We start from the raw sequence: 12,632 nt of genomic DNA, 5'->3' as shown, positions 1-12,632 counted from the left end.
AGGCTCAGCGCCCGCCCACGGAAAGCGAGTGATTTACCGGCACTCCTTTCTCTGTCTAAGGCAACGGAAACAGCTGTTATCTCGACACTGAGTCTTCCAAAATCGGGAGCTTATTTAGAATAAGAGCACTAAAAATGAGTATTAACACTGCTTTCATTTTAAGAGTTTTACATGAACTTATTATTCAAGTGGGATACTGAAAAAAGAGACATGATAAGCTGAAAATAAATGACGGGATTTTATCTATACGCATGCTGCACGTCCTTCATGAATATCTTAATACAACCATGTTCCTACTCGGCTTGTTTCAAGATAAAGAGAGGTAAGGGGTGTACGAAATGGCGAAACGATTCTTGTTCCAGAACCTTTCGCATAAAAAAATGGATTTTGATCAAGTTTTTTCTCACATACTTCATTTTATGAAAAGTGATCCACTTGGAAACTACCGGTTAATGCTGGGGACAGATTCACAAGTCCATCCTGACCATACGATTTTCATTACCGGTATTGTCATTCAACGTATGGGAAAAGGGGCGTGGGCTTGCTTTCGAAAAGAACGAATGAAGCGCTTGATGACGACTCTGCATGAACGGATTTCCTATGAGACTTCACTGACAGAAGAAGTAGCGGCTTTATTTACCGAAGAAAAGAAAAATGAGCTGATTGATGTGGTCCTTCCTCATATTTATAAAGGAGCGACTTTTACGATTGAGGGGCATATCGACATCGGCTCAGGAGAAAGAAACCGGACAAGGGTATATGTAAACGAAATGATGGCACGAATCGAATCGCTTGGTATGGAACCGAAAATCAAACCAGACTCTATTGTAGCCAGCAGCTATGCGAACCGCTATACAAAGTAACAATTCTTTCGATTCTATATATGAATCCTTTTATAAGGATCATCCGTATAAGTAGATAGAGATTAAAATGGAATGGAGGCCAGGCAGTGAATCAAAAAGCAATTACATCGTTAACCCTTGGAATTATGTCTTTATTCATTCCCGTTGTAGGGCTAGTGTTAGGTATAATAGGCTTAGTATTCGCAAATGGGGCATTGAAATCTATCTATGATACAAGTGAAGAAGGCAAGAAAGCTGCGGTTGCAGGGAAGGTATGCAGCATCGTGGGAATCTGCATACAAATAGGAGTCATCGTCCTCTTTTTGCTTGGTTCGGTCTTCTTTTTCTCTGTCAATTGATAAAAAATAAGCCGCCCGGTCAAAGGCGGCTTATTTTTTATTTACTTACGCTTTTCAAAACTTCCAGAACCTCTGAAGGCTCTGCACGATCTTTATAGTCTTTTTTTGTATATTCATAGGCGATGGTTCCGTCTGTATCAATGACATAAGTGGCGGAAACAGGCAATGTCCATGTCTCATCTCCATTGTGTTTGTCCACATTTAAACCTTTGTTTTTGTATACTTCTACGAGGTAATCCGGCAGTTGATAGACGAGATTGTATTGATTAGCGACCTCGTTACCGACATCACTTAACACTTGATATTCTAATTCATTTTTTTCTGTAGTGGATAGAGAATGATCTGGGTTTTCTGGGCTGACGGCTATCAGTTCCCCTCCCGCTTCATGAACCTCATCGAGGATTTGTTGATAAGCTCGTAGTTCCATGTTGCAATAAGGGCACCAACCGCCACGATAGAATGTAAGGATTACAGGGGCTTTTTCTAATTGATCATAGAGTTCTACAGTATTTCCTTTGGCATCCGGCAAGTTGAAGTTGGGAGCTTTTTCTCCTTTTTTCAGACCTTTTCCTTCATCAGATTCTTCCAATTCTTGAATAGCGTCTTTCATCTTCTTCTGAATGTCCTCAGGAGTGGCAGATTTAAACTTAGAGATATATTCTTCGTAGTGCTTTTTCAAGGTTGTTTCCATTAGAAAAACTCCTTTACCCTGGATTCATAACCCAGTACACAAGTTGGCTATGAAATCATGAAATCATCTGCTTAGAATTTCTTGTGAAGACCAATGCCAATCCGATGGCAAGAAGACCTGCTGTTAATTTTCCGATTATAACAGGCAAAATCATATCTTTCTCTACTCCTGCTACGAAGGCGAAGTGACTACCTACAACAAAGGCGCCACTTACAGCGAAGGCTGCATTGACCACTTTTCCTCGCTCATCCATATCCTTCATCGTTGCAAGCATCGGCAAATGATGGGCAAGGGAAGCGATCAAACCGGTCATCGACGTTCCATTCACTCCTAATTTTTTACTCCATTTAGAAAAGTATTTATTACCGCGCTGATTGATAAAGCCAACTAGCGGATAAGCCCCCGCCAGTGTGACAGTGATTCGGCCTACGATCGTCACGCCTTCAGACAAAGGAGCCATCCCAGGAATGACTGTAAAATTCGTGAGTGTCTCTATTATAATAGCTGCAAGACCCGTAATGATGATAACCTCTACCGTTTTTCCAAAGTAAGCAAAAATCTTGATGGTTGCGTTCGTGAACAACCATAAACCCAGGGCGATGAATCCTGAAACAAGAATAGTGGGGAGCAAATTTCTCACCATCCACTCCCATTCGTATCCCGCAATAGATCCGCCAACGAGACAGCCTACGGGAATTGTCATCAAGCCGATAAGGATTCCCTGGGCGAAATAAGACCTGTCCTTTTTTTGGATGACAGTCAAAGCGACGGGAATGGTAAACACAAGCGTCGGTCCCATCATTGTTCCTAAAAATGCCCATGAGAAAACCGCCGCTTCCTCCGTCAGCGCCAGTGAATTCGCTAAGGGATAAGCGCCCATGTCTATCGCAAGGATCATGGAAGCAAACATTGAAGGATCTGCTCCAAAGCTATTGTATATCGGAGCGATGAGAGGCGCGACCCATCTCGATAATACGGGAGCAAGGGAAATAATCCCTACCATAGAAAGAGCGAGCGGGCCCATCATCATAAATGCTTCATAAAAACGCCATCCTAGTGAAAGGCGGTGATTCAATACATAATAATCCAATGCTCCAAGAACCATAAATGTACACATGAGGATTAAGATGGCATCATTCACCCACATGACAATCCCCCCAACCCATAGTAAAAAGTTTAACGGCAGCCCTTATAAAGATGAACGCCTCCAACCCACCAATCAATTCCGACCAATTCCAAACGACTCTTGGTTTTAACAAGGACTTCCTTCCCTTCGGCTGTTAGGGATAAACAAGGATTTTCTTTCTTATTTTCATAATTAGGAAGCACTCCGTCTATGGAAAGAAGCGGGAACTGTCCTTTGGTCAGCTCTCTCATTAGCGCCGCCATATGCCAATCGCTAAGCCCGTCATTCAAACGTCGTTCGGTCACCGTTTTTAGCAGTGCTCCAAAGCTTTCTACTCCCTCTTCAATAAGTTGAAAGATTAATTGTTCAACACTGTTCAGTCCGTTTTCCAAAGAAGGAAAATAATCGAGATGGACCTCCATGGCTCTCTTCAAAAAAGGCAGATGATGATTTTCCTCCTCCAGCCATTTCTTTATGGCATCGTTATCTGAGGAAGTATAAGCTCTCCAACCGGACTGAGCCTCTTGGAGTTGTTCTTGTGTTATCTGTTTTTTATGTAAAAGTAATTCGCTGAGCTGCCCAGCCTCCAATTGTCCCAATCCATGAAATCGTTCAACCCCGGGATAACGATCTAAAGTAACCATAAATAAGGAGACGTGTTTGTTGCCTAGTTTTTGTAAGAGATACAGGAGCATCGCCTGGTCGTATCGATCATGTTCGATCCAAAGGACAACCTCTTCATTCTCAGAAATATCTTTCAACCTCTTTTCTTGCTCATGACAATTCTGTATGAATATAGGTGAAGGTATTTCCAATTTCTCTTCAAAGAAAGCAGCTCTGCGACTAATCATTTCATCGGAACTCCAAGAATAGTGAAGAGGGCCCATGTCATACATTTCTCTCCAAACGATGACGTCCCCATCTACTTTCAGCTTTTCAGCAACTGCATCTCCATTCACGATATGAACCATTTCCCATCCCCCTGTCCAGCGAGTCTTTACCTTCCTTTTCGATTCATTGGGTAGGAAATCCTCCTTATGACAAGAAGCCAACAAAAAAGGGGCTGGGATATAATTAAAAGCAGCCAATCTAAAAACGAACAACTAAGGGTAGGGAAATTTAGAAGTAATGGATTTCTCTGAATGACCGCTTCGGAAATACACTCCGCTTTTCGCGGGCGGCTGGTGTGCCTCTTCACGCTGCGCACTGTGGGGTTTCACCGACGCCTTCCTCCCGCAGAAGTCTCCGTGTATTTCCTACGCTGGAATAGTTTAAATCCTTCTTTTACATGTAGTTTTCATCAGCGTAGACAGAATGCGGAGAATCCTGCGGGAACAGCACGTGTCCGGAAGACCCCTCAACGGCGCCTTTTCCGCAAGGAGGCTGTGGCCGTGCCCGCGGAAAGCGAAGCATTCTGTCGGAGCGACCATACTTCCACCTTACATAACAAACGTCCGACGTAATGCCGAATATTGGGCATGTTGCGCTAATCTATCATAAAAAAATCCAAACGATGGTGAAACCTTATCATAAGATTTCACCATCGTTCGGATTTTAGTATTGGCTAAAACACTTTTGTCCCAGTCTCTTTTATAAATATCAGCCAATTCCGCAAGCAACGGAACCGTTCTTTTGGAAATACTTTTGATGATACTCTTCTGCTTCATAGAAAGTGGATGATTCCCTGACCTCTGTCACAATTGGGCGCTTGAAGATTCCTTTTTCATTCCACTCATTAATTTTTTCTTCAGCAATATACTTCTGACTAGCACCTGAATAGAAAATCACAGAACGATATTGGTGTCCTTCATCTATCCCTTGTCTGTTTCTTGACGTTGGATCATGCGATTCAAAAAAGATATTTACAAGCTCAGAGTAAGTAATGACACTCGGATCGTACTCAATTTTAATAGCTTCCGCATGTCCAGTCTTCCCTGACTTCACTTCTTCATAGGATGGACTCTCTACGTGTCCGCCTGTATAACCAACTCTAGTTGCTGTCACACCTTCAAACTTTTCAAAAAATGCTTCAACTCCCCAGAAGCACCCTGCACCAAAAATAGCTGTTGCCATGTCTCATCTTTCCTTTCCCTAACGCAACTTCTATCGAGAGCCTGACGGTTTATATAAAAACTAAAAGACCCCTTTTCTTATCCAGTGTAAGAAAAGGGGTCGTAAATATCCGTACGATCCTCTCATCTCTTAGAATGCAAATGCACTCTACAGGAATTGGCACCGTTCTCGTCAATCCTTAGATTGATTCGATGGTTGCCGGGCATCAAAGGGCCAGTCCCTCCGCCTCTCTGGATAAGAAGTTTCCGTTATAATTTTTATTGTAGTTCCCATCTTACAATGTTTCGACAGTGAAGTAAAGGTGGTTGCTTAAAAAATTTTCTTTTCTGCACATCAAGCTTTCTTTTCCATATTGTATTCACTGTTCTTACCGAAAATGCCTGTCCTTTATTCTAGACGATTACCTAAAATCTATGACTGGAACAGATCGTTTTTCATAGCATAAATGGCCGCCTGTGTCCTGTCATGCAGACCAAGTTTACTAAGAATACTGCTCACATGGGTTTTGACAGTTTTTTCAGTTATGTAGAGATCCGCAGAGATTTCTTTATTGCTTTTCCCTAATGTAATTTGATGAAGTACTTCTTTTTCCCTTTTCGTAAGCTTGAATACGGAGGATGTTTCAGCTTGTTTTTCTTGTTCTCCAGTCATTTGAGTCAACAGCATGGAAGTCGCTTTTGGATGAAGCTGCTTTTCCCCTTCATAAACCGTGCGGATCGTTTTTACCAGTTCGTCCGGTTCGATATCCTTCAGCTGATAACCGACGGCTCCTGCCTGAAGTGCAGGGATGACATGGTCCTGATCGGAATAACTAGTCAAAACGACAACTTTAATTTGCGGATTTACCTCTTTCAGCCGTTTAGTCGCTTCTACCCCGTCCATTACGGGCATCATTAAATCCATCAGCACGACATCAGGCTGCAGTTCATCTACAAGTTTCAAAGCCTCCTGCCCATTTTCTGCTTCACCAACGATTTCAATATCTGTCTGAGTATTTAAAAAGAACCGTAATCCTCTTAAGACGACGAGATGGTCATCGACCAGTAACACTTTGATTTTCATGACGACTCTCCTTTTGGTTTCCAAGGCAGAAACACTTTTACTGTAGTCCCTTCTCCAGGTCGGCTGTCTAAATGAAGAGATCCACCTATTAATTCCGCTCGTTCCTTCATACTTGTCAGCCCTAACGACCTCTTACCGCTTTTCTTTGGAGAAAGATCAAATCCTTTCCCATAGTCAGCAATTTTCATCGTCACTCCATCAACACTTTCATTTAACGTGACGGCGACGGAATTAACGCTCGCATGCTTGCTGACATTATTCAACGCTTCTTGTGCGATCCGCCACAAAGCTTCTTCAATGGTACGCGGAAAATCAGGAACATATTCCACATCGAATGTAACGCCTACTCCGAGGTGTTCCGCATACTTTTGGATAGCGGTCACCAGCCCTTCTTCCACTCCTACAGGGCGGAACTGCCATATTAAAGAACGCATTTCCTTCAATGACCCATGGGATAGCGAAAGCATTTCATCCAAAGGGTCTTTCAATGCAGGAAAATCTGTAGAAATGACTTCTTTCGCTCCACGGGCGAGTAAGGAGAGGGAAAACAATTTCTGGTTTACTGAATCATGAAGGTCTCGCGCCAACCGTCTCCGTTCTTCGTAAAGCAACATTTCTCCTCTCTGTTCCTGCAGACGGATACTCTCAAAAGCCAATGAAATATGCCCGGCGAGCGCTTGCATGACTTCCCGATCACTGTCACTGAACGCTTCAGGGTCAGGCCCAGCTACAAACAGGATGCCAATGTATTCCTCCTTCATCGTAATGGGAACAGCCATAGAGGATAACCCTTCGACGACCCTTGACTCATGATTGATGGAAATCGGCTCTTGCTGTTTGAATGACAAAGTAATTTCGTTTTTGACTTCCATAGGAATTTGATCAGGAAGAGGATCTGGAACATGATTCGTTTCAGAAGACTTAAGCTTCAAAGCTGTTCCTTCTCTTGTATAAAAGCCGACGACAGGCCAGTGGAACTTATCCAGACTTTCTCGGACGACTACATTTGCAAGGGTAGAGAGATTGGAAGTTTTCCATATAAGACGAATCACTTCATTTAAGTTCGCATAGTTTTCCGCACGCTTTTCCTGAGCATGAAAGAGCCTCGTTCGTTTTACAGCCGTACCAATTTGGTAAGCAACCGATTGAAGTAACGTCAATTCCTCTTTGCTGAAATGTTCTTTCCCTGGAGATGCGACGTTTAAGATACCAAAACGCTCCTCCCCTGCGGCTAGCGGAACGGTAGCATGATGGGTTACGCCTCGCGTCTCCCCCCAGTCGTATTGAACCGCGTCATCCAAACGTTTGCACTCAATGATATTTATAGGATCAACCAAATCGCCTTTCCAATAGCGATTCAGACAAGAGCAGCTTCCAGTGCACATCGGCTTTTTTTCTCCCCATGACAAGGCAGGCGGCAAGCGGACATCTGCTACAAAACGAAAATGGGGTTTTTCACCAACGAGAAAAATCCACCCGGTTTCCAGTTTCGTAAGCTCGAGTAGCTTCACTAATACGGTTTGCAGCATTTGTTCAAGATCATTCGATCGATTTAGCGTCTCCGCAATCACTTTTAGTGTATTCATTTCCTGATCGTTTTCGTAGGACATTCATTTCACCTCATCAACAAACTAGCTTTTCACAACAATGTAGCGATTAAATTCACATATGATTTTTGATACTTTCTCCGATGCTTCACGAGTAAAGCCTTGGCCGTGTACAAAACAATGGGGATCAAAGACAAACTGCTCCGGAACCACATGTGCGCGAAGGCCTCGCCCGATTGTTCTCATTTGATTAAGAGCGTTGATGCCGCCTTTACCTCCACCAGCCACGGAGAATAGTAAGGTTGGTTTATGTCTGAAGGACTCAGCATCCAGAAACTCAAGAGCATTTTTTAAAACAGCACTCATTCCATTATGATATTCCGGGGTCAGCCATACAAATGCATCTGCCTTGTGAGCTTTTCGCTTCCACTGCTGCACTTCAGGTGATTCCTCCTGTTCCTTTTCTCCATTAAAAAATGGCAGGCATAGTTCACTCAAGTCAACCAAGTCAGCTCCTAGCTGCTCAGCAATGAGACGAGCAGCCACTCTCGTTCTTCCCGTTCTCCTCGGTGTACCACTTATAACGATGATGTTCATAAGAAGACCTCCTTTATTTATACGATATGCAAAAAGAAAGCTTCGTTCATCGTCATAAAGGTGGTTCCAACAATCGTAGAAAAGTCTGAGGCTGTTCTGTTTTTCTACGACTTTAGTCTAATATTCCAACTGCCTTATGCAAAAATCGGTCTTCTTCATCCTTTTCTGTTACGATTAACTATAAGATGAAAGGATTTTCCAAATAGCCCGGAACTGAAGGCTAGAGCTGTATAAATAAACACCCACATTAAAAAGGTAGGGTTAAAAACAGTAAACATCAGGGTAATAGATACAAGTGCAACGAACAATGGCATGACCCATATATTTTTGAATAGATAAAAACCTGCTAACCCTAAAATAATCGATGTGACAGGAAATAGGAAGAGGACAAGTTGAATCATTCCTCCCATCTGTTTCACCTCATTTCATTTTAGTGTAATATTACACCAGAACATGGCGACATTCAAATATATGGAATAATTTATAGATACTATTGAAAGGATGATTGGATGTACGGTCTTGATGAGAAAAGAGATGAAGTCTTGGGCTTTGTAGAAGGGGTCTCACTTGAAGAGGCTAAGAAAAAACCTGCCGAGGATCAGTGGTCGATTTTGGAGGTATTGGAGCACCTATACTTAATGGAACAGCTAGTGGTTTACCAAATTGAACAGGCGCTCAAAAGAGGAGATCAACAGCAAGCCGCTGATAAGCCGCTTCATAAAACAACAAACAGAGAATATAAAGTGGAAGCTCCTGAATCCGTAAGGCCTAGAGGAGAATTTCAAACTCTGGAGGATGCGAAAGAAGGATTGAAGAAAACCCGCGAAGCGACTCTGTTCCTCGTACATAATAAGGAGACAGAAACGCTGAAGAATCGCGTTTTCCCCCACCCTGCTTTCGGGGAAATGAATCTAGCCCAGTGGATTGAATTCATTGGATGGCACGAACTTCGCCACCTTGAGCAAATGAAAGAAGTCAAAGCAAAGTTAAATTAAGCAAAGCCCTTGAGTATAATGCTCAAGGGCTTTGCTTATCAGAATTACTTTTGCTGATTTTCAGGTTTTACTTCTTCACCGTTTTTGCCTGTGTAACGTAGTCCCCATCCCGTCCATGCGGCAATAAACATGACGATGAGCAGTCCCCACCCTTGGAATACAAAAGGGAAAACTTGCGTAGGACCGATGACAGGAAGGAATTCATACTCTTCCGCTGCCCCCTGAACGGTCGCCCAGGCCAGAAGAACTCCTCCACTCCACGGGAAAATATAGCCAAGGGAAGAAGTCACGGTATCCAGGAAGTTAGCTCTTCGATACGGATGGATATTCATCTCTTTCCCTAGTTTTCTTACAAACGGGGCTGCTGCGATTTCAGCTGCCGTATTAATGGTAATGAAGATATTCAAAAAGGCCACGATTCCAAACATGGAAAGCTCTGCACGGCGAACGACATTATTAATAATACGTAAGAAGAAATTCTTAATTACTTCCATCGTGCCTGCCACTTCCAACAAGTGGGCTGCAGCTAGAATGAATAAAATAAGAATGGCCATATTGAAGTAGCCGCCGATTCCATTCATCAATGCCCCCTCGACCACGGCATCCCCCGTATCATTTTGATAAATATGAATGACTTCGGTCAATGAAGTCCCTGTAAAAAAAATAAAAACGATGGATACGACGATTCCCCACGTAAGGGAAGTCAACAAGTGATGCCCGCTAAGAGCGAGGTATAATACAAGAGCGAACGGTACCAGCATAAGTAATCCATTCGGCGTCACTTCATTCTGAAGCTGGGTAATAATTTCACGGCTTCCTTCCTCACCGCCGCCTCCAAAAATAACGAATAATAGCAATGACGGGATGGCAGCGGCAATGGAATACTTGAACCTTGATCGAACGACGCCTGGCACATCCGCTTCTTGCGTAGTTGCAGAAACAATTGTCGTGTCTGAAACGGGCGCCAGATTATCACCGAATACGGCACCACTTAAGATAGCTGCCAGTAAAATAACTGGATCTGCTCCTAAAATGACTCCTGCAGGGTACATCAGGACTCCGAAGGTCGCTACCGTTCCATACCCTGTTCCTACAGCGGTTGCAAATAAAGCAGATAATAGGAAAGTAATTCCTACGAAAGCTCCTCCCTCAAGGCCGGTTTGAAATCCGAACCATATTAAACCGTCAACAAGACCTCCAGCGGATAATAATTTTGCAAACATGCCAGCCCAGAACCAGGCAATTACAGCCACGACACCAACTGGCTGCGCCATTCCTGATATTAAACTTTGAGCATAGTCCGCCCATTTTGATTTACAAAAGAATAAACCAATGGCTACGCCAATGACCATCCCCAAAACAAGTGATTCTTCTGTTACAAGCTCTGTCACACTGAGTGTAATCGCCCAAATGATGAAGAACACAAGAGGTATGGTGGCAGCAAAAACGCCTCCTCTAAACTCCAAGCGCTGGATGGATTTTTCCCCTAATGCTTCGTCAATGACTTCGTTGTTTTCTTGATGTGCCACAAGTCTCCCTCCTTCGACAAATTACTACACTATTCTATCATTTTAACCCTATCATTGTAATCGCTTACAAATAAACAGCAAATTTTTTCATGCTTTAAAGTAAATAAGTGGCAATCAAAATAAGAATTATGGGTTAGTATCCCTCCCCTATCCCAATGTAAACATTCCGAGAGTTAAAAATATAAAGTGTTATGTAACATACAATAGTGTATAATATACACTATAAGAAATACGGAGGTGAGTCGTTGAGCAAATTATTGAATTCATTGATTACAGAAATGCGTAGAGGGGCGCTGACGTTAGCAGTTTTGAGCCAACTCGACTCTCCTCAGTACGGTTACTCTCTAGTCCAACGGCTGGAATCGTCAGGCGTCGTCATCGATCAAAGCACCCTTTATCCTCTGCTCCGCCGTCTTGAGAAACAGGAATTAGTAACGAGTAAATGGGATACCACAGAGAGCCGGCCAAGGAAGTATTACATTTTGAGTGACTATGGCAAGGAAATTTTCGAACAGTTAAAAGTGGAGTGGGAAAAAACGTCAAAAGAGCTCCATAAATTATTAAGAGGAGAGGAAAAGCATGGACTTGATTAATCTCTATGTATATGAGGTCACGCGCAGGCTGCCTGAGAGGATCCAAGACGATGTTGCACTCGAACTAAGATCTACAATTGAAGATATGCTTCAGGAAGAAGGATACACAGAGAAAGATGTAAAAGACGTGTTGCAAAACCTTGGAAATCCAGCTACACTTGCAAGTCGTTATAAAGACAGTCCTTCCCATTTGATCGGGCCGCCATTTTACGAATCCTACCTTTCTGTATTGAAAATTTCTCTACCCATTGCTCTTACCATCTCATTGATTGCTTTGGCAGCTGGAGAAATCGTTAGTTATGACGGAGAAGCAAGCCTTATCAGTGTTTTACTGACCATAGCCGGGAAAGTTGCCAGTACTGCCATCGAGGTAGGCATCCAATTATTTTTCTGGGTGACACTCACGTTCATAGTGATAGAAAGAACCGTATCTTCAGAGAAATTGCCTGAAACAACCTTTGGGAAAAAATGGACACCTGATCAGTTAAAAGACAAAACTATTGTTCCGAAAAAGCGTGCTATCTCTAGATGGGAGGTTTTCTGGGGATTGCTGTGGACCGCCATTTGGGCTTCGGTTTATTTCAATGCCACTCATTTGATTTCCATTTATACCTTTGATGATGGGCAAGCTGGATTGAAACAAATCACTCCTATTTTCAATGAAGAAGTTTTACTTTCTTACTGGCCGTTCATAGTCCTGTTGATTATCGTTGAAGTTGCCTTATCCATTTACAAATGGCGTTCTCGCCAATGGTCGAACAAGTTGGCAGCAGCCAACTTACTCTCACATCTCTTGTTCATCGGAATTTTCAGTATGATGATCAGAAATGGTAGTCTGCTTGATTCAGGAGCTGTCAATTTGATTGCTGACAGCCTCAATGGGCAAAGTGATCGGATTTTTCAATGGGCTCGATTAACATCTATCATCACAGTTATTGTAATTGCAGCCATTGATTCCTTTGAAGGGTTTAAGAAGGCTAATAAAGGGATGGACTTAACTAAAAAAATCGGCGTGAGCAAGACCTAAATCCTTACTCCTTCCTACTAAACTGTTTTCTGTTAAATTATCTTTGGATGTTTATTGGCAAAAAGGGGCTTCCTAACGAGTCCCTTTTTATTATTTAATAAAAGCTCCCTTATCTTGAAGACTCAGTTTCGAGACAATTTAGGCCGTTGCTGGATGAGAGCTCGGGTTGAAGGGGAAACGACTCGCTTTCC

At 42.8% G+C, this 12,632-nt stretch carries 14 protein-coding genes and 1 riboswitch; of the genes, 5 read left to right on the top strand and 9 right to left on the bottom strand.

Annotation, left to right across the window (positions count from 1 at the left end; translation table 11 throughout):
• The first annotated feature begins 338 nt into the window (after positions 1-338).
• Both LD39_RS13835 and LD39_RS13830 read left to right on the top strand, forming a co-directional pair.
• A complete protein-coding gene (locus tag LD39_RS13835) occupies positions 339-863 on the top strand; it encodes a ribonuclease H-like YkuK family protein (protein WP_035548079.1) in 525 nt (174 codons plus the stop codon).
• 86 nt (positions 864-949) lie between these two features.
• On the top strand, positions 950-1,201 hold the full coding sequence (locus LD39_RS13830; protein ID WP_035548076.1) for a DUF4190 domain-containing protein: 252 nt from the start codon (positions 950-952) through the stop codon (positions 1,199-1,201).
• A 37-nt stretch (positions 1,202-1,238) separates the two neighbouring features.
• Here LD39_RS13830 and LD39_RS13825 read toward each other — a convergent pair whose 3' ends face one another.
• The 8 genes from LD39_RS13825 to LD39_RS13790 form a co-directional block, all read right to left on the bottom strand.
• On the bottom strand, positions 1,239-1,892 hold the full coding sequence (locus LD39_RS13825) for a peroxiredoxin-like family protein (protein WP_035548073.1): 654 nt from the start codon (positions 1,890-1,892) through the stop codon (positions 1,239-1,241).
• Between the two features lie 55 nt (positions 1,893-1,947).
• Positions 1,948-3,039: an ethanolamine utilization protein EutH gene (gene eutH / locus LD39_RS13820; RefSeq protein WP_035548070.1), complete on the bottom strand. Its 1,092-nt coding sequence runs from the start codon at positions 3,037-3,039 to the stop codon at positions 1,948-1,950.
• A gap of 29 nt (positions 3,040-3,068) precedes the next feature.
• A complete protein-coding gene (locus LD39_RS13815; RefSeq protein ID WP_035548067.1) occupies positions 3,069-3,989 on the bottom strand; it encodes a DUF1835 domain-containing protein in 921 nt (306 codons plus the stop codon).
• 628 nt (positions 3,990-4,617) lie between these two features.
• A complete protein-coding gene (gene msrA, locus LD39_RS13810; RefSeq protein ID WP_035548064.1) occupies positions 4,618-5,091 on the bottom strand; it encodes a peptide-methionine (S)-S-oxide reductase MsrA in 474 nt (157 codons plus the stop codon).
• Positions 5,092-5,210: 119 nt separating this feature from the next.
• Positions 5,211-5,332: riboswitch (SAM riboswitch) on the bottom strand.
• 170 nt (positions 5,333-5,502) lie between these two features.
• Entirely contained in the window at positions 5,503-6,153 is a 651-nt protein-coding gene (locus tag LD39_RS13805; RefSeq protein WP_035548062.1) for a response regulator transcription factor, read from the bottom strand.
• Complete coding sequence (locus LD39_RS13800) at positions 6,150-7,763, bottom strand: GAF domain-containing sensor histidine kinase (protein WP_035548059.1); 1,614 nt, start codon at positions 7,761-7,763, stop codon at positions 6,150-6,152. Before LD39_RS13800 ends, LD39_RS13805 begins: the two co-directional genes overlap by 4 nt.
• Before the next feature lie 21 nt (positions 7,764-7,784).
• Positions 7,785-8,297 (bottom strand): NADPH-dependent FMN reductase, encoded by a 513-nt coding sequence (locus tag LD39_RS13795; RefSeq protein WP_035548056.1) that lies wholly within the window; start codon positions 8,295-8,297, stop codon positions 7,785-7,787.
• Between the two features lie 155 nt (positions 8,298-8,452).
• Complete coding sequence (locus tag LD39_RS13790; protein WP_197061429.1) at positions 8,453-8,698, bottom strand: DUF2651 family protein; 246 nt, start codon at positions 8,696-8,698, stop codon at positions 8,453-8,455.
• A 108-nt stretch (positions 8,699-8,806) separates the two neighbouring features.
• On the opposite strand from LD39_RS13790, the gene LD39_RS13785 reads away from it, so the two are divergent.
• Positions 8,807-9,292, top strand: a complete 486-nt coding sequence (locus LD39_RS13785; RefSeq protein ID WP_035548053.1) for a DinB family protein — start codon at positions 8,807-8,809, stop codon at positions 9,290-9,292.
• A 44-nt stretch (positions 9,293-9,336) separates the two neighbouring features.
• Here LD39_RS13785 and LD39_RS13780 read toward each other — a convergent pair whose 3' ends face one another.
• The gene (locus LD39_RS13780; RefSeq protein ID WP_035548050.1) at positions 9,337-10,821 is read right to left on the bottom strand and encodes a Na+/H+ antiporter NhaC family protein; all 1,485 of its coding nucleotides are present in this window, start codon (positions 10,819-10,821) and stop codon (positions 9,337-9,339) included.
• 245 nt (positions 10,822-11,066) lie between these two features.
• Between LD39_RS13780 and LD39_RS13775 the strand changes: the two genes are divergently transcribed.
• Together LD39_RS13775 and LD39_RS13770 are read left to right on the top strand one after the other, a co-directional pair.
• The gene (locus LD39_RS13775) at positions 11,067-11,414 is read left to right on the top strand and encodes a PadR family transcriptional regulator (protein ID WP_156112647.1); all 348 of its coding nucleotides are present in this window, start codon (positions 11,067-11,069) and stop codon (positions 11,412-11,414) included.
• Positions 11,401-12,441, top strand: a complete 1,041-nt coding sequence (locus LD39_RS13770) for a hypothetical protein (protein WP_052158875.1) — start codon at positions 11,401-11,403, stop codon at positions 12,439-12,441. The genes LD39_RS13775 and LD39_RS13770 overlap by 14 nt, the downstream gene beginning before the upstream one ends.
• Positions 12,442-12,632: the final 191 nt, after the last annotated feature.

The organism is Halobacillus sp. BBL2006, assembly GCF_000786645.1.
Classification (GTDB): Bacteria; Bacillota; Bacilli; order Bacillales; family Halobacillaceae; genus Halobacillus.
The sequence above is the reverse complement of the archived record's forward strand: the minus strand, read 5'-3'. Positions and strand labels throughout refer to the sequence as shown.

Excerpts from the sequence above, each read along its gene's own strand:
- LD39_RS13835 (WP_035548079.1), top strand. The coding sequence starts at position 339 with ATGGCGAAACGATTCTTGTTCCAGAACCTTTCGCATAAAAAAATGGAT.
- LD39_RS13825 (WP_035548073.1), bottom strand. The coding sequence starts at position 1,892 with ATGGAAACAACCTTGAAAAAGCACTACGAAGAATATATCTCTAAGTTT.
- eutH (WP_035548070.1), bottom strand. The coding sequence starts at position 3,039 with ATGTGGGTGAATGATGCCATCTTAATCCTCATGTGTACATTTATGGTT.
- LD39_RS13815 (WP_035548067.1), bottom strand. The coding sequence starts at position 3,989 with ATGGTTCATATCGTGAATGGAGATGCAGTTGCTGAAAAGCTGAAAGTA.
- msrA (WP_035548064.1), bottom strand. The coding sequence starts at position 5,091 with ATGGCAACAGCTATTTTTGGTGCAGGGTGCTTCTGGGGAGTTGAAGCA.
- LD39_RS13805 (WP_035548062.1), bottom strand. The coding sequence starts at position 6,153 with ATGAAAATCAAAGTGTTACTGGTCGATGACCATCTCGTCGTCTTAAGA.
- LD39_RS13800 (WP_035548059.1), bottom strand. The coding sequence starts at position 7,763 with ATGTCCTACGAAAACGATCAGGAAATGAATACACTAAAAGTGATTGCG.
- LD39_RS13795 (WP_035548056.1), bottom strand. The coding sequence starts at position 8,297 with ATGAACATCATCGTTATAAGTGGTACACCGAGGAGAACGGGAAGAACG.
- LD39_RS13790 (WP_197061429.1), bottom strand. The coding sequence starts at position 8,698 with ATGATTCAACTTGTCCTCTTCCTATTTCCTGTCACATCGATTATTTTA.
- LD39_RS13785 (WP_035548053.1), top strand. The coding sequence starts at position 8,807 with ATGTACGGTCTTGATGAGAAAAGAGATGAAGTCTTGGGCTTTGTAGAA.
- LD39_RS13770 (WP_052158875.1), top strand. The coding sequence starts at position 11,401 with ATGGACTTGATTAATCTCTATGTATATGAGGTCACGCGCAGGCTGCCT.